The 24,016-nt window shown below is 38.6% G+C and carries 27 protein-coding genes; all 27 read right to left on the bottom strand.

The features are described 5' to 3' along the window. Positions 1-108 precede the first annotated feature (108 nt). On the bottom strand, positions 109-645 hold the full coding sequence (gene hscB, locus B2V92_RS11440) for a Fe-S protein assembly co-chaperone HscB (protein ID WP_293307978.1): 537 nt from the start codon (positions 643-645) through the stop codon (positions 109-111). Between the two features lie 83 nt (positions 646-728). Then, positions 729-2,117 carry an RIP metalloprotease RseP gene (gene rseP, locus B2V92_RS11435; RefSeq protein ID WP_293307977.1) on the bottom strand — a complete coding sequence of 463 codons (1,389 nt, stop codon included), beginning with the start codon at positions 2,115-2,117 and terminating at the stop codon, positions 729-731. A 28-nt stretch (positions 2,118-2,145) separates the two neighbouring features. Beyond that, positions 2,146-3,333 carry a 1-deoxy-D-xylulose-5-phosphate reductoisomerase gene (locus B2V92_RS11430; protein ID WP_293307976.1) on the bottom strand — a complete coding sequence of 396 codons (1,188 nt, stop codon included), beginning with the start codon at positions 3,331-3,333 and terminating at the stop codon, positions 2,146-2,148. 50 nt (positions 3,334-3,383) lie between these two features. Further along, positions 3,384-3,761 (bottom strand): four helix bundle protein, encoded by a 378-nt coding sequence (locus B2V92_RS11425; RefSeq protein ID WP_293307974.1) that lies wholly within the window; start codon positions 3,759-3,761, stop codon positions 3,384-3,386. A gap of 184 nt (positions 3,762-3,945) precedes the next feature. Continuing rightward, positions 3,946-5,448, bottom strand: coding sequence for a GH3 auxin-responsive promoter family protein (locus B2V92_RS11420; RefSeq protein WP_293307972.1), 1,503 nt, complete (start codon positions 5,446-5,448; stop codon positions 3,946-3,948). Positions 5,449-5,553: 105 nt separating this feature from the next. Beyond that, positions 5,554-5,787 (bottom strand): hypothetical protein, encoded by a 234-nt coding sequence (locus tag B2V92_RS11415; protein WP_293307970.1) that lies wholly within the window; start codon positions 5,785-5,787, stop codon positions 5,554-5,556. Position 5,788: 1 nt separating this feature from the next. Further along, positions 5,789-6,577 (bottom strand): hypothetical protein, encoded by a 789-nt coding sequence (locus B2V92_RS11410; RefSeq protein ID WP_293307968.1) that lies wholly within the window; start codon positions 6,575-6,577, stop codon positions 5,789-5,791. After that, complete coding sequence (locus tag B2V92_RS11405) at positions 6,574-7,542, bottom strand: glycosyltransferase (RefSeq protein WP_293307966.1); 969 nt, start codon at positions 7,540-7,542, stop codon at positions 6,574-6,576. Before B2V92_RS11405 ends, B2V92_RS11410 begins: the two co-directional genes overlap by 4 nt. A 157-nt stretch (positions 7,543-7,699) precedes the next feature. Further along, complete coding sequence (locus B2V92_RS11400; protein ID WP_293307964.1) at positions 7,700-8,647, bottom strand: glycosyltransferase family 2 protein; 948 nt, start codon at positions 8,645-8,647, stop codon at positions 7,700-7,702. 118 nt (positions 8,648-8,765) lie between these two features. Beyond that, on the bottom strand, positions 8,766-8,933 hold the full coding sequence (locus tag B2V92_RS11395; protein ID WP_293307962.1) for a hypothetical protein: 168 nt from the start codon (positions 8,931-8,933) through the stop codon (positions 8,766-8,768). Positions 8,934-9,275: 342 nt separating this feature from the next. Continuing rightward, positions 9,276-9,806 carry a DUF4199 domain-containing protein gene (locus B2V92_RS11390; protein ID WP_293307960.1) on the bottom strand — a complete coding sequence of 177 codons (531 nt, stop codon included), beginning with the start codon at positions 9,804-9,806 and terminating at the stop codon, positions 9,276-9,278. Between the two features lie 12 nt (positions 9,807-9,818). Continuing rightward, entirely contained in the window at positions 9,819-10,487 is a 669-nt protein-coding gene (locus B2V92_RS11385) for a hypothetical protein (protein WP_293307958.1), read from the bottom strand. A gap of 105 nt (positions 10,488-10,592) precedes the next feature. Beyond that, complete coding sequence (locus tag B2V92_RS11380; protein WP_293307956.1) at positions 10,593-11,849, bottom strand: dihydroorotase; 1,257 nt, start codon at positions 11,847-11,849, stop codon at positions 10,593-10,595. Continuing rightward, on the bottom strand, positions 11,846-13,885 hold the full coding sequence (locus tag B2V92_RS11375) for a BatA domain-containing protein (protein ID WP_293307954.1): 2,040 nt from the start codon (positions 13,883-13,885) through the stop codon (positions 11,846-11,848). The genes B2V92_RS11380 and B2V92_RS11375 overlap by 4 nt, the downstream gene beginning before the upstream one ends. A gap of 173 nt (positions 13,886-14,058) precedes the next feature. Further along, positions 14,059-14,478: a hypothetical protein gene (locus tag B2V92_RS11370; RefSeq protein ID WP_293307952.1), complete on the bottom strand. Its 420-nt coding sequence runs from the start codon at positions 14,476-14,478 to the stop codon at positions 14,059-14,061. 137 nt (positions 14,479-14,615) lie between these two features. Then, complete coding sequence (locus B2V92_RS11365; protein ID WP_293307950.1) at positions 14,616-16,073, bottom strand: nicotinate phosphoribosyltransferase; 1,458 nt, start codon at positions 16,071-16,073, stop codon at positions 14,616-14,618. Positions 16,074-16,092: 19 nt separating this feature from the next. Next, a complete protein-coding gene (locus B2V92_RS11360) occupies positions 16,093-16,824 on the bottom strand; it encodes a metallophosphoesterase family protein (protein ID WP_293307948.1) in 732 nt (243 codons plus the stop codon). 2 nt (positions 16,825-16,826) lie between these two features. After that, complete coding sequence (locus B2V92_RS11355; RefSeq protein ID WP_293307946.1) at positions 16,827-17,369, bottom strand: RNA 2'-phosphotransferase; 543 nt, start codon at positions 17,367-17,369, stop codon at positions 16,827-16,829. Beyond that, positions 17,359-18,015, bottom strand: a complete 657-nt coding sequence (locus B2V92_RS11350) for a DUF4291 domain-containing protein (RefSeq protein ID WP_293307944.1) — start codon at positions 18,013-18,015, stop codon at positions 17,359-17,361. The genes B2V92_RS11355 and B2V92_RS11350 overlap by 11 nt, the downstream gene beginning before the upstream one ends. A 25-nt stretch (positions 18,016-18,040) precedes the next feature. Next, positions 18,041-18,562: an O-acetyl-ADP-ribose deacetylase gene (locus tag B2V92_RS11345; protein ID WP_293307942.1), complete on the bottom strand. Its 522-nt coding sequence runs from the start codon at positions 18,560-18,562 to the stop codon at positions 18,041-18,043. Next, complete coding sequence (locus tag B2V92_RS11340; RefSeq protein WP_293307940.1) at positions 18,559-18,975, bottom strand: hypothetical protein; 417 nt, start codon at positions 18,973-18,975, stop codon at positions 18,559-18,561. The genes B2V92_RS11345 and B2V92_RS11340 overlap by 4 nt, the downstream gene beginning before the upstream one ends. Positions 18,976-19,059: 84 nt before the next feature. Next, on the bottom strand, positions 19,060-20,529 hold the full coding sequence (locus B2V92_RS11335; protein ID WP_293307938.1) for an ADP-ribosylglycohydrolase family protein: 1,470 nt from the start codon (positions 20,527-20,529) through the stop codon (positions 19,060-19,062). Positions 20,530-20,540: 11 nt separating this feature from the next. Continuing rightward, positions 20,541-21,026, bottom strand: a complete 486-nt coding sequence (locus B2V92_RS11330) for a nucleoside 2-deoxyribosyltransferase domain-containing protein (RefSeq protein ID WP_293307936.1) — start codon at positions 21,024-21,026, stop codon at positions 20,541-20,543. 7 nt (positions 21,027-21,033) lie between these two features. Beyond that, positions 21,034-21,867 (bottom strand): ribose-phosphate diphosphokinase, encoded by an 834-nt coding sequence (gene prs, locus B2V92_RS11325; protein WP_293307934.1) that lies wholly within the window; start codon positions 21,865-21,867, stop codon positions 21,034-21,036. Between the two features lie 68 nt (positions 21,868-21,935). Then, positions 21,936-22,628: an NUDIX hydrolase gene (locus tag B2V92_RS11320; RefSeq protein WP_293307932.1), complete on the bottom strand. Its 693-nt coding sequence runs from the start codon at positions 22,626-22,628 to the stop codon at positions 21,936-21,938. Positions 22,629-22,735: 107 nt separating this feature from the next. Next, positions 22,736-23,287 (bottom strand): TerD family protein, encoded by a 552-nt coding sequence (locus B2V92_RS11315; protein ID WP_293307930.1) that lies wholly within the window; start codon positions 23,285-23,287, stop codon positions 22,736-22,738. 56 nt (positions 23,288-23,343) lie between these two features. Then, a complete protein-coding gene (locus B2V92_RS11310) occupies positions 23,344-24,012 on the bottom strand; it encodes a TerD family protein (RefSeq protein WP_293307928.1) in 669 nt (222 codons plus the stop codon). Positions 24,013-24,016: the final 4 nt, after the last annotated feature.

The raw sequence follows: 24,016 nt of genomic DNA, 5'->3' as shown, positions 1-24,016 counted from the left end.
TCGGCTGAAAAAGCCTTCTCGCCATGACGATATCTTGAGGATGGACAATCTTCGGACATCAGACCTCCGACTTCGGACTTATTCCATTTCCCATCTTACATCATCCCTCTATTTCACAAGTCTTTCCCTGATCCTGTCAATATATTTCTGGCGGTAAAAATTATCTTTCATTGAAGGTAAAAGTGCTTCCGAATTTTCAGGATCCTGATCGAACTGAATCTTCAAATCTTCTAATTCACTTTTTAAATCTTTTTCTATGGTTTCAACATCACGTTTTACCTGTTCGAGTTTTTCTGTATCCGGTTCAAATTCAAGATCCATCAAAGCTTCGTTAATGTCCATCATTTCCATCAGGAAAATTTGGGGCAACTGATATCCTTCATCCGTTTCTACAATGCCTTTTAATTCCAGTACATATTTTAAGCGTTTATTGGCGTTGCTTAGTGTTTGGTAAGCCTTGTTGTTCAATGTCGACAGATCGAGCACTTCCTGCTGCTTCTCTTCGCTTTCGTTGGCATAAAAATCGGGATGGAACTGTTTGCTTAAAGCATAAAACTTTGCTTTTACCGCATTTTGATCGGGGTTGAACTGTATAGGAAGATCGTAAAATTCGAAATAGTTGGGCTGTTGGATTGCTTCGCTCATGGTGATATTAAATTAAAAAAGCCGCAGATGTTCAGATTGAATGTTCAAATCTGCGCATCTGCGGCAATTATATCAATTTGGTTTTACTTACCGAAAGATTTTAAAATATCATTACCAAAAGCAAACACCATTAAACAGATCAGGATTACGAAACCAACAATCTGCGCACGCTCAAGCACTTTTTCGCTTACCGGCTTACGCTGTACCATTTCGATCAAAAGAAACACCACATGGCCCCCATCTAAGCCCGGGATAGGCAATAAATTCATAAATGCCAGTGCCATTGAGATCAATCCGGTTAAAGTCCAGAATTTAACCCAGTCGAAAGTACTGCCGTAAACTTTTGCGATGCCGATCGGGCTGCTGATGTTACGTGCACTCAACTTACCGGTAATCATTTTACCGATACCTTTGGCATTATCAACAAAAGTACTCCAGGCCATGTTTGCACCTACCGGTAATGATTCGATAAAGCCAAAATCAACATGCGCCGTTTCAGGACTGCTTAAATTAGGGATAATACCAATTGTTCCTTCCTTGCTCACCTTAAGGTCAAAAATAATTTCCTGTCCTTTACGCAACGCCTTTATTGTAACCGGTTTTAATTTATTTTGGGAAACCTCTTCTTTAAATTGGTCGAAGAAAGTAATCGTTTTGCCGTTAACAGATAAAATACTATCACCAGGTTTAATGCCTGCAGCATAAGCAGGATAAACCGGTTTTTCGAATTTGCGTTTAAACAGCTTATCAAAAAACGAAGGCTGATCAGCCTTTTCATCAGGTGCACTTACTTTATCAACACTTTGCATCCTATAACGTGGAGAGATAAAGTTCTCTTTGTCGTTTTTCGAAATTTTATTCAAAATGGTGTCAGGAACAGAGATATAAAGGGTTTTGCTACCTCTTAAAATCGTTAACTGTGCGCCATCGAACAAAACCTTGCTCGAGATCGCATCTTCAAACTTGATCAGTTTATTGCCATTAATAGCTAAAATCTTATCGCCGTTCTGCAGTCCGATTTCCTTACCAATGCTACCAACAGAAATACCATCGTTTAATTTACCGTTAACAGTATAGTTCTGACCAACGTTGAAGGTTAACATCCAGAAGATAAAAATACCTACGATAACATTAACGATAATTCCGCCCAACATTACGATTAAACGTTGCCAGGCCGGTTTAGAGCGGAATTCCCATGGCTGCGCCGGCAGTGCCATCTGCTCGGTATCCATACTCTCGTCAATCATACCGGCAATTTTAACATAACCGCCCAGTGGCAACCATCCTACTCCATATTCAACATCGCCTTTTTTGAAACTGAAGAGTTTAAAACCCCAGGCATCAAAAAACAGATAAAACTTTTCTACTTTAATACCAAATGCCCTGGCTGCCAAGAAATGCCCTAATTCGTGTAATATTACCAATAAAGACAATCCGAGCAGCAGCTGCCCCGCCATAATCAATCCATTCATATTTTCTTATAAAATTTTATGTTAGATGTTAAACTATACTTTTTGTTACTAATTCGCCGGCTAAGATACGGCTATGTTTGTCAGTTTCTAAATAATCGTTCAATTGTGGTTTTTCAATAAAAGCGACCTCTTCCATACACCGTTCAATTACTTCGCTCATCTGCAGGAAACCGATTTTATCGTTCAAAAATGCCTCTACAACCACTTCATTGGCTGCATTTAAAATGCATGGCAAATTGCCACCTTTTCTTAAAGAAGTGAATGCAAGTTCCAGGTTTCTGAAGGTTTCCATATCAGCTTTTAAAAAGCTAAAATTCGGATATTCCAGGAAATTAAAACGTTTAAAATTGTTTTTTAGCCTGTCGGGATAATTTAAAGCATACTGAATGGGTAATTTCATATCCGGAACGCCCATTTGTGCTTTCATAGAGCCATCGGTAAACTGCACAAGCGAATGGATGATAGATTGAGGATGCACGATTACATCTATCTGGTCTACCTCTAGGTTAAACAGCCATTTGGCTTCGATTACCTCTAAACCTTTGTTCATTAAAGAAGCCGAATCGATGGTGATTTTTGCACCCATTACCCAATTAGGGTGTTTTAAAGCCTGTTCTTTGGTTACAGTTGAAAGAAAATCTTTTGTTCTGCCCAAAAATGGTCCGCCTGAAGCCGTAAGATAAATCTTTTCGATCTCGTTCTGCTCCTCGCCTACCAAACACTGGAATATGGCCGAATGCTCTGAATCAACAGGTAAAATCTTTATCTGGTATTCGGCAGCTAATTGGGTTATCAGCTCGCCTGCCACCACCAAAGTTTCTTTATTGGCTAAAGCGATATTTTTACCAGCCTTTATTGCTGCAATAGTTGGCTTTAAGCCCACCGATCCCATTAATGCGGTAAGCACCACATCGCTATCGGCATAAGATGCAACTTCAGCTAAAGCAGCTTCGCCAGCCAAAACCTTTATATCAAGCCCTGATAAAGCATTTTTAACTTCGATGTATTTATTCTCATCGCAGATGACCACAACAGCAGGTTTAAACTCCCTGGCCTGTTGGATCAATAATTCGGAATTCTTTAATGCAGATAATACCGCTACTTTAAAAACCGTAGGATGATCCCTAACAACTTCAAGCGCTTGCGTACCTACACTTCCTGTAGAACCTAGTATGGTTATTCTCTTTACAGATTGCTGTATTGTTATATTGTTCAATTGTTTTTCTTTCTCTCGTATTAAAAATTTAATTGCTTAAAAAGCCTTGATTAAATTTTTAACCTTTCGTTTGTAAATTTTATCAGTTGATGAATTTCTTTTGGTAAGGTTTCCAAAGTTGCAAAAATCTTTGAATACGTTTCCTCATTTATCAACTTTCTAACTTTTGCTTTTTCGTTCCAGTCTAAACATTCCTTAACGGAACCAAAGCTATAATAATAAAACTTGACCTTATCTTTTTTATGATAACGGCCAAAACCTTCAGCGATATTAGCCGAAATGGAATCAACAGCATCAACAAACTGTTGCCCGATTGTGTATTTCGCAAAATTATCCCAATTGGTGACTAAATCCCACACAAAATTGCTAAGATGAAACGATTTTGTATATGCCGTTATCTGATTTAACTGTAAATAATTCTTTTCCATATTGTTATCGAGTCGTTAATCATCAACAACAATTTAGCAATTTTCATTTATACATTATTAAACAATTCGATAAACATAACGCTAGACAACAATATAACCATCTAACAATAAAACAATTTAATGTAACACAGCGCCCGACAACAATTTAACCATTCAACAATCAAGCAATTCCTTAAACTAAACGCTAGGCAACAATATATTTCTCCAACCCATCTGCCAGTTTCCTGTCATTGCTTAACCTTGGCACTTTATTCTGTCCACCCAATTTTCCTTCACTTTTCATATAATTTACAAAGGCATCTTTTTGCAAAGTACGTATTATTAACGGTTGCAGGATGTTTCCCTCAATCAGGTCAAAGTAATAAATATTTTTCTTTTGCAAAGCCTCATCAACCTTTTCACTAAACGCGGCAAGGTTTTTCGGAGCGGATGAAAACTCTACAAACCACTCGTGATAAGGCAGTTGACCCACTTCAGGATTAACCTGTGGCGCTACGGTAAATTCGGTAATTTCTACCTTTTCCTCGTTTGCCACACTTAAAATCGCCTGTTCTACCTCTTCGCCGATCACGTGTTCGCCAAAAGCAGAGATAAAATGTTTGATTCGTCCGGTTACTACAATTTTATAAGGGTTTTTGGATACAAATTTTATGGTATCGCCAATACTGTAACCCCATAAACCTGCGTTGGTATTCAAAATCAGGGCATAATTGGTATCTAATTCTACTTCAGCAAGTGATAAACGTGTTGGATTATCGTTATAATATTCATCCGCCGGAATAAATTCGTAAAATATCCCTGCATCGGCCAATAACAACAGCCCCTTATCCTTTTGCGAATCCTGATAAGCAATAAAGCCTTCAGAAGCGGGATAAGTTTCTATAGCATCGATCTTTTTACCAATACTTTGCTCAATTTTTGCCCTGTAGGGCTCAAAATTCACACCACCGTAAATAAACAGACTAAAATTTCTGAATATTTCGGCAATTTTCTTTCCTCCAGATTTTTCGGAAAGCTTATCGAAATACATCTGCACCCAGGGTGGGATACCAGAGATCAAGGTCATGTTTTCGCTGATGGTTTCATCCACAATGGCATCAACTTTCTGCTCCCAATCTTCGATGATATTGGTTTCGTAAGAGGGCAAACGGTTCTTTTGAAGATAGGCTGGTACGTGATGCGCCACAATGCCCGATAAACGGCCAACATTGATCCCATGTTTTACGCTTAACACCGGACTTCCCTGTAAAAAGATCATTTTCCCATTTACAAAATCAGTCTTTCCAGTTTCGTTTATATAACTTAAAATGGCATTCCGGGCAGCTTTAATATGCTCCGGCATCGACTCTTTAGAGAGCGGAATGTATTTTACCCCCGAAGTAGTACCCGAGGTTTTGGCAAAATAAAGTGGCTTGCCTTTCCAAAGTACATCCGCTTCGCCTGCCACTACACGGTCTACGTAAGGTTTTAAACCTTCATAATCCTGTACCGGAATCCGTTTTTTAAAATCACTATAGTTTTTGATCTCCGCAAAATGATGGTCTTTTCCAAAAGCGGTGTTTTTGGCTTCGTCAATAAGCCTTTTCAGGATGTTATCTTGAGCATTTACGGCATTATGCTTCCATTTGTTGATCTGCCAAACTGCAAATGCTGCAAAAGGTTTACTTAATGCTGCTTTTAGTCCCATTTTAATGATTGAATTACGGAATGATTAAATATTTGAGAAATTTATATTCTTGTTAATGATAGAAATATACAGTTCGCTAATGGAGATTCGAACATACTATAATGCTTAATTTAACAGTTTTTGATAAGTGTCTATAATTGCTACAGAATGTCCATTTTCATCATATTCCACTTCGAACAACACCAAAAAAATTCTTCCATCGGGCATTTCCTTTCTCCAATATTCACCATCTCCTTCAGCTTGATAATAATATGGATTGCCAAGTTCAAACGCTTTCTGCCTGCCTAAATCGGCAAAATTATTCAAATTGCTAAGTATCCGATCTATTAACGCTGCCATACTAAACGATATTATGTAAAATATCAGGATGTTCGTCGCCTTTGTATTCGCCCGAAATTTTACGGTAAGCAACCGTTAAGGCTACGCTTGATAGTGGAACAATGATAAATGAACTTAAAATATTTACAATAAAGGCAATTAAAGGCCATTGCAGATAGTTTAACAACAGGTAAATCAAATATCCACCGCCTAAAACAACCAAAAGCAATAAAATCTTCGTGAAATTACCTTTTGTGGTTGCTAAACTCAATTTTATGGAATCGAATGGGGTTGCGCCTTTATCGATGATAAAAAACGGGAAGAAAGAAATCCTTAACCAGGTGATAAAAATGGCAATAATACCCACTGATATGGCCACATTTTTAACAATCGAAACGTTAATTCCGGTATAAATAAAAGGAAAGGCAACCAAAATCACCACCAGATAAACACCCAGGATACAGCCCACAAAATAAAGGGTAGCTACTAAAAATCTGATGATCTGTAACCTGGTTGGAAGGGTATCCACTATTTTAACATCACTTTCCTCGTCGTCCATCAAATGGAAAATATATTTGAAAAGCGAAAGGTTGATTGTAAAATACAGCAGTACAAAAATAATCACCATGATTACACTCAGTGCCTTGCTTACATCTTTAATAAAAAAGGCCATCAAACTCGATGCACTTGCAGTGATAAACATCAAAAAGCATAACGTAGCAATCGAGAAATAGTGTTTCTTGGTGATGCCCCATGCTTTTTGCATTACATCGTTAACGGCGAACGTACTTTCTTTTAGGTAATTGATCATTGTTGTTTGAATACCACGCGTTTAAATAAATCCTGTATAAATCCTAAACCATAAGCAGTTAATTGGATAAATGAAGATATAATGCTCAAAAATGCAACTTTTAAAGATTTATTTACAGACCATGAATGAAAAAATATCAACATAAAGTAAATCAATAAGAAGAAGTTACAAACATATGCCAATGGAGGATATATAAAGTTACACAAAATGGTGAAACCGAAACCCAATGTGAATAATGCCGGAAAAAAATGCACCGGTTTTAATTCTTTGGGAAAGTGTTTATAAATATTGATCCTGGCCCTGCCAAAAAAATGCAGCTGTTTATAAAACTGGCTAAAGCTCGTTCTACGTTTATGATAAACCTTGGCATCGGGGATTAAACCGATTTTAAAACCATTTTCATGGATACGGATACTGTATTCGATATCTTCACCCAAACGGGTTAAAATAAAACCGCCAACTTTTTCCCAGGCCTGACGGGAAACCCCCATGTTAAAACTCCGTGGGTGAAACTGGCCAACGTGCTTTTTATTACCACGGATACCGCCTGTTGTGAATGGCGATGTCATGGCATAGCTGATGGCCTTTTGCACCGGCGTAAAGCTATCATGTGCCGCATCCGGACCTCCATAGGCATCTAAATGATGTTCGTATAGGTAATTTTTAACAATCTCTAAATAATCGTCCGGAACCAGGATATCGGAATCGAAAATGATAAAATAATCTCCGCTGGCCCTTTCGAAACCAAAATTACGGGCAAAACCCTGTCCGGCATTTTCCTTGAAATAATATTTTATATCAAGTTTGTCTGCATAGCTATCTACAATTGCTTTTGCATCATTTTTCGAACCGTCTTCGATTACCAGAACCTCAAACTGTAAATAAGTCTGTTTGGTTAAAGTGTACAAAAGTTCGTCAATTTCCTGCGGACGGTTGTAAAGGGGGATTATGATGGAGAAAAACATTTTTTTTAAAGGTTAAAGGTAGAAGGTGTAAGGTTTAGGGCTTTGGCGTACAATTACATTACGCCTTAACTTTTGCCTTATACGTTCAAAACATTAATACTTATCTGCTGGGGAATGAGGTTTAGGCGTATAAACCTTATGCCCTAAACCTTTTGCCTTATACCCTTTTTTCGATTAAATACTGGTTTCTTTCTGGTGCGTTACGTGATAAAAGTTCGGCAATAAAGCCTGCCAGAAATAGCTGAGAACCTACTACAATGGCAACCAATGATAAATAAAACAAAGGCTGATCAGTTACATCACGGTAAGCCAGGCCTTGCCATATCAGGTATTTTTTTTCAAATAAGATATAAAGTGCCATAATCATGCCGATAAAGACACTCAACAAGCCTAATGAACCGAAAAAGTGCATTGGCCGCTTACTAAATTTACCAACAAAGAAAATAGAAAGTAGATCTAAAAACCCGTTAATAAACCTGCTGAAACCAAATTTTGTTGTTCCGTATTTACGTGCGCGGTGCTCTACTACCTGCTCAGCTATTTTGCTAAAACCTGCCCATTTGGCAATTACCGGAATATAACGGTGCATTTCGCCGTATACTTCAATAGTTTTAACCACATCGCTACGATAAGCCTTTAATCCGCAGTTAAAATCGTTCAGTTCTATACCGCTCATTTTACGTGTAGCAGCATTGAAGAGTTTGGTTGGAATGGTTTTGGTAATCGGATCGTAACGTTTCTTTTTCCAGCCCGAAATCAGATCGAGTTTCTCTTCTTTAATTCGGCGGTACAATTCTGGTATTTCATCCGGACTATCCTGCAGATCGGCATCCATGGTAATCACCACATCGCCCTGCGTAGCTTCGAAACCTACGTTTAAAGCAGCAGATTTACCGTAATTCCTCCTAAATTTAATGCCTTTAATGGCCGGATTCTGAAGTCTTAGTTCTTCGATCACCTCCCACGATCTGTCGGTACTGCCATCATCAACCAAAATAATTTCATAGCTGAAATTATTGGCGATCATTACTTTATCAATCCATGCCGTTAATTCGGGCAGGGATTCATCTTCATTAAACAAGGGTACTACAACTGATATATCCATTTTTGAGTATCAAGAAACGAGTATCAAGACCACGTCTCGAACTTACTTTTAAATTAAAACGTGCAAATTTCATCAAATTAAATGATAAAACCTGCACGTTCAAAATTTTTGATCTTAATTATAATTTTATGTCTTTAGCTTTTACTTTGATAATTTTTCCCTGATCGGAAAAAACCAAAACACCATCGTTCTTCGTTTTATAATCAACCAGTTTTTTGAAAGTTAATTCCATCCCCTCACTTATTTTTCCGTGCAATAACTGAAGAGTAGTTTGTTTATCGTCCATGTAGTTTAACTTAATTTGTTCCAACTTTCTTTTTCAAATATAGTGATTTCAGAGATCAACGCCTCCAAAATACCGTCATTTCGAAGAGTAATTTATTGCATTAAAGTCAATATTATTAACAGAAATGCTAACTTAAATAACTCATAAAAGTTAACGTCATCTCGAGCGAACTGCAACGAAGTCGAGAGATCTATCTCAAGGCAGATCTCTCCATTCCACTGCGTTTCAGTCGAGATGACGACACTTTTTATTGAATCCCATTAATGTTATATAAATTAAAAACGCGCAAACTTTACCAAATTAAATGATAAAACCTGCACGTTCAAAATTTTATACGAGAAATTAAGCTCTATCTTTTTTTACTACCGCAGCAGTTATTAAACTCACAATCAAACCAAAAATTGTATAGGTAATGGCCGAGCCGAAAGCCAGCATGTAAATCATATATTTACTCATCATATTCACCCCTTTAATTGCCTGTTCGTTATCACCAGCTGCTTTAATCTGTAGATCAAGAACATCCTGAAGTGCTCCTTTATCAATCACGCCATAATAAAGCATCATTAACAAACCGATAAACAAGCCCGCATAAGCTGCAACTTTAAAACCGGCAGAAAATGCCCTTCCATAAGTAATAAAACCACCCAATTCATTTTTATGCTTATGCTGTGCATAATAAATAGCCACAATAAAAACGCCATAAGAAAGTACAAATGAAATTGCCTTTTGCCAAACGGGTATATCTAACTTATTGCCAACGCCCAGCAGGTTCATAGTAAATATGAGCGCCAGCGTGTAAAATGCAAATGCAATAGCCACCTGAAATGCCAATGCATTGGGTTTCTTCTGTTCCTGGAGTATTTCTTGTTCCATCAGTAAATTAATTTAGTTATTAATTGTTGTAATTAAAATATAAGTCGCAGAATCGAACGATTTGTTACTGCTAAACTGAATTATTTCTTTCGTGGTTTCAGTACTTCCTTCAACATCTAGGAAAAAAGCCATAAACGGCACGAATAATTCCTGCATTTCTTCACTGATATTCAATTTTGCAGCAGTGGTGCAAATTTCTTTTATACTGCTTTCTGCCAGCTGTTGGTTACTGATCAGTTCTTCGTAAATTTCAAATTCATCCTGAAATTCATCGTCCTCAACCAGTAAGAATTCTTTTAGGAAATCGCCCAATTCAGGTTCAATATCTTCATCTTTACACTCTTTGATATAAAGTAAAAGGTTTAACAGCTCTGTTCCCCTATCAATGGTTTCTTCTTCGATGTTTGCCCATTCGTCGCTTTCCAGGTAGTCGTCTTCCAGTTTCTGTACATCACTGCTAAAGAAGTTTACCATCAATAAATCGAAAAATACCTCACGCAGTTCTTCAAATTTAGGATAAGAATCGAAAACAGCATCGAAAGCTTCGGCTTTATCTAAAAAATTAACATCCAGCTCAAAAGCAGCCAATAATTCTGTTTCGAAACCTTCAACATTAATGGCCGAAACTTCGGCATACTGGTTAATGGTGGCACTTAGCGCTTTTTTTACTCTATTATCCATGATTAAGATTTTTAAGATTATAGGATTTTAAGATCATTACATCGATCCGTCATGCTGAATTTATTTCAGCATCTATATAACAATGGTCAGTTAAGCTCTTTTCAACTAACTCTCCGAATACTGGTTATTATTATAAACCAAGGTTACTTTACCGGTAAGTTCGGTTCCCAATAAAGGGCTGTTTGCCGATTTAGAATGGTTACTCGCCGCATTGTACAACCACTTTTCGGTAGCATTAAATACAGTAAAGTTGGCTTTGGCCCCTTCTTCTATCACCGGAACAGTTAAATTTAATAATTTACGTGGATTAATGGCCAATTTCTCGGCAATTAGGTTAATATCCAATCCTGCTTTTAACAATAAGGGTAATACAGTTTGTAAAGCTATTATACCGTAATGGGCAATTTCGAACTCTACATTTTTAAATTCGATTTCCTCCGGACGGTGCTGCGACGTAATGGCATCGATAGTACCGTCTTTTAAACCTGCAATTAAAGCTTTTACATCTGTTTTACCACGTAATGGTGGTTTAACCTTATAGTTGCTATCAAAATCGTTTAAAAGCTCCTCGGTAAATACAAGGTGATGTGCGGTTACGTCGCAGGAGATCTGTACACCGTCTTTTTTTGCCTTGCGGATCAACGCCACGGCACCAGCGGTTGAAATATTGCTGATATGGATTTTGGTTTCGTTGTACGATGCTAAAAAGATATCGCGTGCAATGTGCATTTCTTCGGCAAGTGCGGGTAAACCTTTCATACCCAAAAGCACAGAATTTTTACTCTCGTTGATCTGCGATTTACCGGCAATCGATTTATTTTCGGGGTAAACCATTAACAGTGCGTCAAAACCTTTGGCATATTGTAGGGCGCGGCTCATAAAACCATCGTCCTGCAAAGCCCTATCGCCATCTGAGAAAGCTACGGCACCTGCCTGTTGCATATCGAAAAGTTCGGCAAGTTCTTTTGCTTCGCGGTTCTGGCTAATGGCTCCTACCGGTAAAACATCAACGAGGTTATTTTTAGCCCTGTTGATAATGTACTCTACCTGTGATTTCGACTGTACCACCGGACTGGTTTGCGGCAAAAGTGCCAAACCTGTAAATCCGCCTGCTTTTGCTGTTTCGGTAAGTGTTTGGATATCTTCTTTGGTTTCGAAACCCGGATCGCCGGCTACACAGTTTAAATCGAAAAAACCCGGCGTTAAAAATGCACCTAAGGCATCAAAAACGGTTTCGTTTTTATCGGCAGTTAATTTACCTATGTTTTTAATTGTACCATTTTCAACCCTAACATCGCATTGTTGGTTGTTAAATTTACTCTGCGGATCGGCAATGGTTACATTTTTAACCAGGAGATTCATATTGTTCTTTTTGTGTTGTTAAAAAATCGGATGAGCAAAATTTCTGCTGCAATAAAAATCAGCGACAAAATTAGACAAAGTTTCCATAATGTTTGCCCGATTTTATTGGCGCCGGCAATTAATTTAACGGCATCTTTATCGGTATCGAATATTTTAAGGTTGTTTTTACCGGCCAGTTGCTCCAGTTCTGTTTTGCTCAAATAATGCATATCAGACTCTGTTCTGCCATTGTTGAAACTGTAAACAGCAAGTAACGAATCGGCAAGTTTTAGGTTGTAAAAGCCTGCATTTTTAACCTGATCGGCAATGTAAATCAGGGTTTTGCCATCTGCCTGACGGATTTCCGGGATCGCCTCGAAACCATCGGCTGTAATTTTTAAGGTCTGGTTTTTACCTAGGGCAATCTTTTTACTGGCCAGGGCATTATCGTTACCGAGGTTATAATATAGAGGACTTTCGTTTCCACCGCTCAATGCCAAGCGGTAAATTAAAGGGACAAAAACCGGGTGACGGGCCAGATTACCATCATTTGCATTTAAGCCGGAAGCAGATAAATACACCTGACCGTTACCGATACCATATTTTGAGAAAAATGATTTCCTGCCCGGCAATAACATAATGTCTTCTTTATTTGAGGCATTGCTTTCTGCGAAAGAATAATAACGTGTAACCGCAGGAAGATCGAGGTTTTTGGGAATTTCCTCAAAAACTGTCTTAAAAATCGGGTTTTGAAGATCAATCTGGTCTACCTTTGTTGCTGTGGTAATTAGCGCCTGAATAGCTGGTAGCGATAAGCCACTTAAAAATTGATTGTAAGTTTGGATACCGGCATCAAGATCAGGAAAAAGCACTACAGTTCCACCTGCATTAAGGTAGGTTTTAAGCTGTTGTGCCAACCCAGTTGATGGGTTTTTCAATCCATTTAAAACAATCAGTCCATAATTGGCGAAATTGCTATAATTTACATTGCTTTCGGCATTCTCGGTAAGTTTGTAATAATTATCAGCCGCAAATAAAGCTTTAATGTAATTTCCCGCATTGGGTCCGTTTATGCTTAAAACCGGAAAACTTTCATCTACCTTGAAGCTGAAAGAAAGCGTATCATCAAAAGTTACCGGAAAATCTTTAATGGTGATTATCCCTTTTTGCCATCCTGCTGTAAGACCAGAGAAGTTTAAAGTATCTTTCACCGTTTTTCCGGGCGGAATGGTTACAGCACCCAAGCCTTTCTGCTGGTTGTTGATGCTTAATTTTAAAGGAATATTTTTAGCTTCTTCTTCCGAATAATTTTTTAGCTGCACCACTATCCGTTCATTTGCACCTGGTTGATGGTTTGGCGAAAGTACCCAAACGCTATCTACCGCCACATTGGGCAAGGTATTGGCGTTCAGCTTCAAGAACGAATATTGAATATCGGGTTTGGTTTGGAGTTTGTTGGCAGTGGAAATATTTTTTTGAAAATCGGAGATCAGAAAACTGTATTTGTTTTCTGCACCGGTTAAAATATTGCCCTGTCTGTTCAATATCTGTTGGAGATTGCGGTTAGCTGCAGAGATTTTCACATCATCGAGCGCTTTTAAAAAATCTTCCCCATTCAATAAACGCTGGTGTTTTCCTTCGAAATCGTTCGTTAAAAGCTGGAAACGATCATTGATACCGAAACCTTTAACCAATTCTTTAGCCCTGCGTTTGGATTCATCGAGCAGGTTACCATCTTTGTTGATGGCTTCCATGCTGTAAGAATTATCGATGTAAACGCTTACAATGTTATTTACTGCTGTAGTTTTTTGATTGTGATCCGGAATGTAAGGCTGGGCAAATGCCAGTACCAAAAAGATGACCGCCAAAATCCGCGATAATAAAATGAGCAGATTTTTAACTTTTTCTTTTGATGAATTTTGTTGTTCTACCTCTTTTAAGAGCTGAACATTAGAGAAATAAACCTTTTTAAATTTCCTGAAATTGAATAAATGGATGATAACCGGGATGGTAACCGATATTAGTGCGAAAAGAAAGCCCGGATAAAGGAAATTCATTAAAAACCAAAGATAGAAAAATTATGGAATTGGGTATAACATTCCGCATTTATTATTATCAATGTTATTAAGTAACGTCATCTCGACCGGAACGCAGTGGAGTGGAGAGATCTGCCTAGATAGATCTCTCGGCTACGTTACACTCCGCTCGAGATGACGACTTTTATTATTACCTAATAACTAAATCCCGGAAATTCGATATTTACGATTTTCCATTGCCCGTTTTGCAGCGCGAAATATAGTTTAAAAGGTCCGCTTATAATTTTAGATTGATTTTTTAACACTGCCCTGAAACCGGCAACTCCTTCTACAAAGGCCATCCCTTTGCCTTCATCCAATAATTCGAAGTTGGCATCGATAATATCGTACCGGCCGCCGACATATTCGTCGGACTGACCGAAAATACCTTTCAACCTACCAATAACTACGTCTTTGCCGATAATTTTATTTCCTGGAAGAATAAAAAAATCATTTAGCTCTTCAGTAATTATTTTAGATTGCTTAAACCACGAATTGATAAATCTTATCGCAATGTTGACGATATCTGCTCCGTGATTGAAAGTAGGTGTTTCCTGCATTTTTTGTTGTATCAATTTAAATGAAGCTGTATCATTAAACTAAACTCTTTCACGTTTTAACTTCCCGATAAATCCTTCGACAAGCTCAGGATGACAGCTCATTCGGGATGAAAGTTCAATAATAATGGTACAGCTTCAAAATCTTGGCGAAGTTAACTATTCTTTAGCCTTTCTCTAATTTCGGCAAGAGAATAATCGATCAATAACCTGCCATCCCTGAAAACTTCTTTCAATTCGCCCTGCGCTTCTTCCTCCCAGGTGCATTGATCTTTCAGTTCGTAATCGCCTTTGGCATTTTTAAAAATCTGCAGTAAACCTTTAGCCGATTTTTTGGTACCATCGTCGGTAATGGGATCTTTAAATATCTCGCGACCAACGCCATCTACCTCACCATAAGTGGCTTTCATGGCAAAACCAAAGGTATCGCGTGTATTGTACTGGTAAGTGAATGAGCCGATACCGAATACTACATTGGTTGAAGCAAATCCTTTTGCTTTTAAGCGTTCGCAGATCTGTGTAGCCCTTTCGGTAGTGATGCTATCGCCATAAATGGCCCCTATCTGCGGTACCAGTTCTTTAAAACCTTTATCGTTGGTTTTTCCACCAAACACATCCCAAAGCAGTTCGATCACTCCTTTTTTCTCATTTTCATTTTTGCCATTCGGGTTTCCGCAGATGATATCAACAGGATCACCAGAATCGGGCCTGATGACTACTTTTCCCGGTCTGGCGATGATATCATCTTTTAAAACAGGCAGGTATTCGGTTAACACTTTCCATAAATCCCAGGTATCGGAAACGATGGATACTATTCCTTTTGGATAAACTTCGAGAATTAATCTTTTAAAGGTTTCGAGTTCGCCGGTATTGGTTCCCATACACATTACCGAATGCTCTGTAGCGGCTACAGAGCCACCGATCAGTTCTTTATCCGAATCGGCATTGTAATATTCTTCCAGAAAATCAATTGCAGGGATGGTATCGGTTCCGGTGAAACTCAATAAATGGCCTGCCGCCGAAGTTACCGCAGCTTCTATTCCACCCATGCCACGCATAGAGAAATCGTGGCCCTGCCAATCCACAAATTCGGGTACGGATGAGGTTTCTACCGCATACCGATCTAAAATGGTACGGTACTGTTTGGCAATGGTAGCCGAATTACATGGTAACCAAACCACTGCCGAAAGCAATGTTTCGAAATAATTGGTCAGCCAGAAAAATTCGGGTTTGGTATTGTACATGGTAAACATCGGTACACGTAATGGCACCTCGGCCCCTTCGGGAAGCGATTTAAAAACCATCGGGATATAACCCAGATCGTGCAGATCGGCAATATGCTGTGTTCCTACCAGATTTTCGCCAAGATAATTATTGATCCTGCGGGCATATTTTCTTAAAATTTCCTCTTTTGGCTGTTTGAAAAAATTCTGGTTAAAATCTTCGATGATGTATTTTTTGATAAAGTACTGCAAGCCAAAAAGCACTACATGGTTTACATTTTCGAGCCTGCTTTTTCTGGGCGTCCAGTTAGAATAAACGAGTGTGGTATTGTCGGGATACTGTCTGCGGTGGTCAACTTTATAACCATCTGTTAATAATAATGGATTCATGGTTTGATGTATTTAACTATTATTTATTTCTTCCTTTTTCGTTCGGATACAGGTTTTGTAAAGTATCGCTCTGCCAAAATTGTTTGGTTTCGATATCCAAACAGCTTAATTTTCCGGTAAATGCAGCACCGGTATCTATATTCCAGACATTACAGCCCTGCATTGGCACATTAACATTGTAGTAGAGCGTTGGCGTGTGGCCGATGTAAATTTCGTGATAAAGCAATAAACGTTTGGGATAAATGGCCGAATCTTTTTTAATCCGGTTATCCATGGTGAGTGCCATTTCCCAAAGTGTCCTGTCCCACGAATAATTGGAAGAATAACGTTCTTTCTCCGGCCCGTGCATAGAAGAAAAACCAGCATGGATAAAAAGATTGTTCTGCCCATCTACGTAATAATCCTGCATCCGTTCAAAGAAATTCAGGTGTTTCTGTTTAGCCGTATCAGATAAATCTTTATAACTCTCGATGGTTAATTTACCGCCGTGAAAAAACCAAACATCATCTACAATGCCTTTTTCGAGCCAATCGATACACCAGGCATCGTGATTGCCCTTGATAAAAATGCATTGATGACTTTCTTCCAACTGCATCAGATAATCGATCACCTGTGCCGATTCACTCCATCCATCAACATAATCGCCCAGGAAAATCAGTTTATCGGCTGTAGTTAAACCCGCACGTCCGAATAACTGGATCAAACCTTTTAACCCGCCATGTATATCTCCAATTACCAATGTTCTGCCCATGTTTAAAATGTTATATATTCAGCAGGCACAACATCTGTAAGCCACACGTTGTTCGCCGATAGGTAAAATTTATAGCCCGCCCGATGCATGGCCGCACTGTTAATGGTTAGAATGACCGGTTTGCCTCTCCTACCACCTACTTTATTGGCAGTTTCTTTATCCGCGCTTAAATGCACATGCTGTCTGCTCATTTTTTGAAGTCCCTGTGTTTTAATGTCTGCAAGGAATTTTTCAACCGTGCCGTGGTACAGGTATGCTAGGGGTTCTGCTTCATTCAAGTTTAATTCAACCGGAATAGAATGTCCCTGGCTTGCCCTGATCCGGGTTTTATCTTCATTAAAGGCAAAGCGTTTTTTGTCGTTATTTTCAACAATGTATTCAAGCTGTTCAAAATCTAATGTTAGATCATAAAGGTCGAATTTGCTTATCAGTTCGTTCACATCTGCCCAGCCATTTTCATCCAGCTCCAGCTTTATTGTTTCGGGCGAGTGCCTCAAAATATAGCTGAGCAATTTGCTGATGCCTTTTGTTATTTTACTGTCCATGAGCGTATCCGTTTATGATTTTCAATTTTTTGTTCAGTGTTTCATCATTAAACAAGAAAGGTTTTTCGGCCGGTACAGTTAAATTTTTGAGTTGATGCTGTTGAACAAATTCGTATTGTTCTTTTACAAAACAGCTGATATCCTCAATCAACAAAATATCGTCCTTAGCAAAAGATCTGATAAAATTATCCCTTAATCCGATCTGGATTGCCCTTCTTTCCTGCTTAGCGCCATAAGGATCATGATCCGGATCCCATTGCAGCCTGATATTGGAATTTTCGAGTTCATTTCTCCATTCTTCGTGAGATATGCCTTCGGTTTGATCGAAAGAAGTATAAACCGAATGCGCTAAATAGTTGCGGAATGCTTCAATTTTAAGGTGAATGGCCAAAGTAACTTCCTGACCTTCTTTTGTTCCCCAACCGCTCCTGTACATCATCCATAAAAAATTGGGTTTTATCCAGGTCATCCTGTTTAAACTAAATTCACCTCCAAAATATTGGTTTTTTATGGCAAATTCACCGATTTCTTTCCGATAAACCTGATAAACTATTACTTTTTCGTCGTCATACTGGGCCATAATATGGCATCCTGATTTTGGCCATTCTAATAATTGTTCTGTATATTTTTTTACTGTTATTTTCATTTTATAATACTGCTATAAATTCATCTCATTTATTAATAAGATTGAGTTTTTCTTCATAGATCTGGTAATTTTCATCGTCGAAACAAACGAAGATTACTTTCTCTATCTGTTCTTTTTCAGCGAAATTATTTACCGTTTTAATGGCTATATCCGCTGCTTTATCTTTTGGAAAATGATAAATCCCCGTGCTGATGTTTGGGAAAGCAATAACCTTAACACCATTTTCTATTGCGAGCGTTAAACTGTTACGGTAACAATCGGCAAGCAAAGCATTGTTATTATCGCTTTCTCCGGTCCAAACCGGTCCAACGGTATGGATTACGTATTTAGCGGGTAAATTGCCTGCTGTTGTAATTACAGCATGTCCGGTTTTGCATTTCCCCTGTCTATTTCTGACGGCTACACATGCCTGTAAAATTGCCTTGCCTCCTTTTCTGTGAATGGCTCCATCAACCCCACCGCCACCTAATAACGAACTGTTAGCAGCATTAACAATGGCATCGGCTTTGATTGTTGTTATATCGGCTTTGATTACGGTTAAAATCATTTTTTGAATTTTTCTAATTTGTTATTTAATGACAGATTTTCTGCTTTTGCAGATTTACCTGTGAAATAAACATTTACAATTTCTATTGTACCTGCGATGTTATTGTTAAAATCGTTTAACTCCTCCGCAGGAATCCAAAGCTCATTATGTATTGCACCGCCAACGTTTTGAATTTCGTACTGTTTCAAATAAGCTTCGTTCACTTCAAATGCGGTGACGATACCGATAAAACCAGAAAATTCATCGTTGGTATTCCATTCTAAGGCAATCTGCTCGGCATATTGTTGATTCATTACCGGATAAAAAATCGGCTGCCATGCCAGTCTTGGCGGAAAGGCATTAAAACCACTTTCGGCAATAAGCTCCATTTCTTTTAATCCAACTGGCCTGAACAATGTTATTGTTTTCATCATTATTTATGTTTAGGGTTATCGTCGTGCTATATAGATCCTGAAATAAATTCAGGGTGACGACTCTAGGCATTTAAACATCTTTCTTTATATCTCATCCCTTACTTCCATTAAAACAAAGCCCAACAGGTTTAATCCTGCCCAATTTTTAGGGATTAAAACATCAGCATTATCTTCTGCCAAGCCAATTCCCCAAATTGGATCAACCGGACTTGCTTCGGCCAGGATTTTACCTTTTGTTTGCAAAAGGAACGATTTCAATGCTTCATTTTGAGAAAACTTAAGCAGGTTTCCCTGTTTTACAATATCAAATTTGTTCGCATCCCAAATTTCTGCATCGAAATTTTTGATCTGTCTGCCCAGATCTTTTACATCTTTTGGAGATTCCTTTGTTAATATCTTTTCAAAAACCTGTTGATCATTAAACAATAGCGCTTTCTGTGCCATCATATAATGCTCTGCCGTTTGATAGGTGATATTATTTCCGACAAATGGCGATGGCCACCACTGGCTTAAACAAGCTTTAGAAAGCATACCGTTTTTTGGTACCTGATGTCCCCAAAAGAACAAGAACTCATCGTACTCTTTTATATCTGCAATGTTATATTTCTGCTTTTTCATAAACACAGTATCCATTTTTTCACATAGCTTTTCAATTTCAACTTTCTTTACAATTACTTTAAGCCATTTTTCGGGAACAGATCCGTAACCATAAATCAAACCTGCCAAACCGCCTGTTATTGCTGCTGTTGTATCGGTATCATCACCAAGGTTAACGGCTTTTAGAACAGATTCTTCATAAGATCCGGTAGTGAGCACGCACCACAGGCTTGCCTCAAGACTATGTAATACATAACCGGAAGAATAAATCTCATCTTCAGGAAATGTTGAAATATCTTCCACCAAAATCCTTTTAAACAGGTTAACTTCTTTTGGATCGAAATCATGATCTGCAATAAAGTTTTTAAGCCTGTACTGCATATTGAGATATGCTTCGCCTTTATCAATTCCTTTTAATAGCTCCAAACTATAAACAATGTAGATAAAACAGGCAAAAACAGAACGAAAATGTGCGTGGGTAATTGATGAAACTTCTTTTACGCATTGAAAAATAATATTCAGATTGTTTTCATCCTGCAAATAAAACAACAGGGGCAAAATCCTCATCAACGATCCGTTTCCATTATCCATTTCTGATGCTCCACCACATAAAATAGGATCTGCTCCATGTTTTATCATTCTAATAGCAGCAGTTGTTGCAATCCCGATATCGAAAACTCTTCCGTGTGGTGTCCAAATCTGGGCATTAAACCATTGAAGAAATTTCTGGGAGATATCATTTAAGTCGTAACCATTGCAAATACTTTCTGCCAGGCAAAGGGTAAGTGAGCTATCATCGCTCCACGTACCCAGCGGTTGATGATGAACACCATAGGCCTGCATATCTGTTACGGGAAATCTTTTTAAAAAATCCCTGCTCTTAAATTCAACAGGCACCCCCAAAGCATCGCCAACTACGAGTCCGAATATTACGCTATGTATAACCGAGGTCTTCATCTTTTCCACATTTATTTAATAGATACCAGCTTTTTAAGCTTCTTAATCACAGCAGCGCTAAGTTCATCAAGGGTATGATATTGTTCTATACCTTTTCTTTTACAAACAATATCAACATTGCCCTTTCTCCAGAATCCATCTCCACAACAAACCATTAACTTACCTGAATCGGCAAACAGACCCAACTCCATCATCGAAATGGGTGATTTGGAATTACCTTCAAGGAACAACAAAATCACATCGGCATTTTCCATTGCATCCAGCTCCCAGTTAACCTGCTCGCTAAACTGTACATTATCGATCGACTGCGTCCAGCTGTGATCCCATGATGCCCTGCGTGGATTGAAAACGATTACATTATCCAACATTGTTTCAATATTTGCCTGATCGATAAATTTTTGCTGCCAATTAACCGAATTGCCCATATCGATGGTTCCGGCAAGGAATACAGAAACATTGGATGGCGTAATAACCTGTGGAGGAAGTATCATTTTCATGTTCTTTTTATAAAATATCTGCCAATTTTAGCTGCGTTACGCCAGCATGATCAACTTCTTTTATGGAATCTGTTGTAAAAATCTGCTCAAAATATTGACCAAGCTCATCAAAGCCCTTGCTAAATATGCCATGACTGATGGCCAGATACAATTTACCTGCATTTTTGGCTTTAAGTGCCTCTGCCAAACCAATAAATGTACCGCCGCCATCACAAATATCATCTACAATCAGGCAGTCGGTACCAGCAAGGTCATCGCTATACACTTTAAAGCCCGAAAGTTTGCCTGTTTTTACATCCCTGCTTTTTGAACATTCTACCACTTCGGCACCCCCTAAAAATTCCGATACTTTATAAATTTTCTTTAAAGCACCGCCATCAGGGGAAATGAGTTTTACTTCTGTCCCGATTTTTGCAATAACCTTTTGTATAAATTCGTGATTGGAAACCGTAACACAGTTATTAAGCAGGGCAGGCGTTACTTCGCTATGCGGATCGAACACGGTAACACTTGCCAAAGCCATCGCATTAATAATATCGGCATAAACTTTTACGGATAAGGGTTCGCCCGGAACCATCACCCGATCCTGCCTTGCTGCCGGAAAATATGGAATAAAGAGATTGATTTCTTTTACGCCCATTCTTTTCAAAGCATCAACGGTAATGCAGATCAAGCCCAAATCGTTAAAAGAATTTATCCTTTGCGTAATGGTTACAGGTTCTGCAGTATTAAAACCATCAACTATTTTGATGTGCGGTTCGCCACCAGCAAACAGGAAAGATTTATGTGTAATGGAGTTTTTTTCGCCTAGCGGAGTGAAACCCGGATCTAAATTCAACATATATTTGCGTATTATTTACACAAATATAAAAATCATTTTTAGAATCCAAAGAATAATTTGTGTTTATTTTACGCAAACCTAATATCAAACTGAAAATTTTCTTTTAAAAGCTGGTTGTATTTAGGCTTATCGAAGGTAAAAAGCTTTCCTGGACGACCACTAGCCCCAATTTTTACTACTTTATCGGTTTCTGTAACAATTCCAAAACTCAGGATCTTTTTTCTGAAATTTCTCCGGTCGATATCCCTTTCCAAAATGGAGCAGTATAAATTTTCGAGATCGGAGAAGAGAAATTCCTGATCCAGCAGATCGAAACCAATGGGTTGATAAGTGAGTTTACTTTTTAAGCGATGATGCGCCAGGTTAACCATTTCATTATGATCGTAACCCAATTGGGGAACTTCGGTAACCGGAAACCATTTGGCATCTTTGGCATCGGTATCGGCTTTTAGCACAAAGTTTTTAGGGTTTACCAGCGCAAAGTAAGCTACAGAAATTACCCTGAACCTTTCATCGCGGTTAACATCATCGCCAAAAGTACCCAGTTGCTCGAGGTAATTTACCGTAATACCGGCTTCTTCCTTAAGCTCACGCTCAACTGCTGTTAATAAAGGCTCGTCATCCAGAATAAAGCCGCCGGGCAACACCCACCTATCGGCCAGTTTACCAAAACGCTGCTGCACAGCAAGTACATAAAGTGTTCCTTTTTCGTAGCCAAAAACAATGGCATCAACAGCGATTTTGATATTTTGATTGATCATTCTTTAATTTGTGTAAAAACAACACAAAGTTAATAAATTTCTCAATTTAGAATCGGCTAATAGGTTTGGTGCTTTTTAATAAATTAATTACCCAGATTAAATGCGGTTTAATTGTATTTATTCAAGAAAAAGTCTAGTCCATCTTTCATTCCAATCCCCACAGCTTCAAATTTCCATTCGTTATTGCGTTTGTAAATCCTGCCAAACTCAACTGCGGTTTCTATAGAAAAATCTTCTTCCAATTCGTATTTCAATATCTCATTATTCGCACCATCCAACACCCTGATATAAGAATTGCGGATCTGTCCGAAATTCTGTCTCCTGTTCTCTGCATCGTGCACGGTAACCACCACACAGATTTCGGCAGCTGCTGTACCGATTTTGGAAAGATCTACTTTAATCTGTTCATCATCGCCTGCACCATCACCGGTGAGGTTATCGCCAGAGTGCTGCACAGCACCATCTGGTGTTTTTAAATTATTATAAAAAACGAAATGCGAATCAGACAGCAATTTTTTATTATCGCCCAATACAAAAACAGAAGTATCTAAATCAAAAGCCGAGCCCGTTGATGCACTATTGGTATCCCATCCAAGTCCGATGGTAAATTGAGGAGCATTAATTACTTCCCTTTGTCCTTTTTGAAGGTTAATTGCCATATCTGGTTAATTTGCTGTTCAGCTTTTAGGCGCTAACAGTGGTTTATTTTTTAATATTATACGGTTATATATTTCTTTAAAATCTCGACGAAATTATCGGTTTGATGCGGTTCTCCGATGGCCCTGAATTTCCAACCACCATCTTTACGGTAGGCTTCGGCAAAAACCATGGTACACATCCCGTTTAGCGATGCATCGCCAGAAAGGCTGTATCTTGTAATTTCTTTTCCATGTGCATCAACGGCCCTGATAAAGGCATTTTCTACCATGCTGAAATGCTGATTGTTCTGCCTGCCCTGATAAATGGATACCACAAAAACTATTTTCTGATAAATGGGATCAAGTGCATCGAGTTTTACGATAATCTGTTCATCATCACCATCGCCGGCACCGGTCCGGTTATCGCCCGTTAACCAGATATTTCCCGATGGGTGCCGCATGGAATTAAAGAAAACTACATCGCCTTCGAATAAGCCGACCTGGCGTCCGTTCTGGTTAACCGTACGGCCCGCATTGAGTATTTTATCATTAGGCCCCAGCAAAAAAGCAATGGCATCCAGATCAAATTCTTCCTCTTTTTGAGCGAACAACTTACTCAGGAAACTGCTATTTTTCTGACGTACATCCCATCCCAAACCCATGGTAACCTTCGATAGATCGAAAGTTTCGCCCTTTTCATTTTTACGGAGATCAATGGTTTGACCTTTAACCAAATTTATTGCCATAATG

The sequence above is a fragment of the Pedobacter sp. UBA5917 genome, assembly GCF_002432345.1.
GTDB lineage: Bacteria > Bacteroidota > Bacteroidia > Sphingobacteriales > Sphingobacteriaceae > Pedobacter.
This window is presented reverse-complemented; position numbering and strand designations above follow the sequence as displayed.

Bases quoted from the DNA above. Each gene is read 5' to 3' on its own strand.
- B2V92_RS11385 (WP_293307958.1), bottom strand. From the start codon at position 10,487: ATGGATAATAGAGTAAAAAAAGCGCTAAGTGCCACCATTAACCAGTAT.
- B2V92_RS11400 (WP_293307964.1), bottom strand. From the start codon at position 8,647: ATGGATATATCAGTTGTAGTACCCTTGTTTAATGAAGATGAATCCCTG.
- B2V92_RS11335 (WP_293307938.1), bottom strand. From the start codon at position 20,529: ATGAAGACCTCGGTTATACATAGCGTAATATTCGGACTCGTAGTTGGC.
- B2V92_RS11375 (WP_293307954.1), bottom strand. From the start codon at position 13,885: ATGAATTTCCTTTATCCGGGCTTTCTTTTCGCACTAATATCGGTTACC.
- B2V92_RS11420 (WP_293307972.1), bottom strand. From the start codon at position 5,448: ATGGGACTAAAAGCAGCATTAAGTAAACCTTTTGCAGCATTTGCAGTT.
- B2V92_RS11390 (WP_293307960.1), bottom strand. From the start codon at position 9,806: ATGGAACAAGAAATACTCCAGGAACAGAAGAAACCCAATGCATTGGCA.
- B2V92_RS11360 (WP_293307948.1), bottom strand. From the start codon at position 16,824: ATGGGCAGAACATTGGTAATTGGAGATATACATGGCGGGTTAAAAGGT.
- B2V92_RS11365 (WP_293307950.1), bottom strand. From the start codon at position 16,073: ATGAATCCATTATTATTAACAGATGGTTATAAAGTTGACCACCGCAGA.
- B2V92_RS11330 (WP_293307936.1), bottom strand. From the start codon at position 21,026: ATGAAAATGATACTTCCTCCACAGGTTATTACGCCATCCAATGTTTCT.
- B2V92_RS11380 (WP_293307956.1), bottom strand. From the start codon at position 11,849: ATGAATCTCCTGGTTAAAAATGTAACCATTGCCGATCCGCAGAGTAAA.
- prs (WP_293307934.1), bottom strand. From the start codon at position 21,867: ATGTTGAATTTAGATCCGGGTTTCACTCCGCTAGGCGAAAAAAACTCC.
- B2V92_RS11395 (WP_293307962.1), bottom strand. From the start codon at position 8,933: ATGGACGATAAACAAACTACTCTTCAGTTATTGCACGGAAAAATAAGT.
- B2V92_RS11410 (WP_293307968.1), bottom strand. From the start codon at position 6,577: ATGATCAATTACCTAAAAGAAAGTACGTTCGCCGTTAACGATGTAATG.
- B2V92_RS11350 (WP_293307944.1), bottom strand. From the start codon at position 18,015: ATGAAAATAACAGTAAAAAAATATACAGAACAATTATTAGAATGGCCA.
- B2V92_RS11345 (WP_293307942.1), bottom strand. From the start codon at position 18,562: ATGATTTTAACCGTAATCAAAGCCGATATAACAACAATCAAAGCCGAT.
- B2V92_RS11320 (WP_293307932.1), bottom strand. From the start codon at position 22,628: ATGATCAATCAAAATATCAAAATCGCTGTTGATGCCATTGTTTTTGGC.
- B2V92_RS11405 (WP_293307966.1), bottom strand. From the start codon at position 7,542: ATGTTTTTCTCCATCATAATCCCCCTTTACAACCGTCCGCAGGAAATT.
- B2V92_RS11315 (WP_293307930.1), bottom strand. From the start codon at position 23,287: ATGGCAATTAACCTTCAAAAAGGACAAAGGGAAGTAATTAATGCTCCT.
- B2V92_RS11340 (WP_293307940.1), bottom strand. From the start codon at position 18,975: ATGATGAAAACAATAACATTGTTCAGGCCAGTTGGATTAAAAGAAATG.
- B2V92_RS11355 (WP_293307946.1), bottom strand. From the start codon at position 17,369: ATGGACAGTAAAATAACAAAAGGCATCAGCAAATTGCTCAGCTATATT.
- B2V92_RS11425 (WP_293307974.1), bottom strand. From the start codon at position 3,761: ATGGAAAAGAATTATTTACAGTTAAATCAGATAACGGCATATACAAAA.
- hscB (WP_293307978.1), bottom strand. From the start codon at position 645: ATGAGCGAAGCAATCCAACAGCCCAACTATTTCGAATTTTACGATCTT.
- B2V92_RS11310 (WP_293307928.1), bottom strand. From the start codon at position 24,012: ATGGCAATAAATTTGGTTAAAGGTCAAACCATTGATCTCCGTAAAAAT.
- B2V92_RS11415 (WP_293307970.1), bottom strand. From the start codon at position 5,787: ATGGCAGCGTTAATAGATCGGATACTTAGCAATTTGAATAATTTTGCC.
- rseP (WP_293307977.1), bottom strand. From the start codon at position 2,117: ATGAATGGATTGATTATGGCGGGGCAGCTGCTGCTCGGATTGTCTTTA.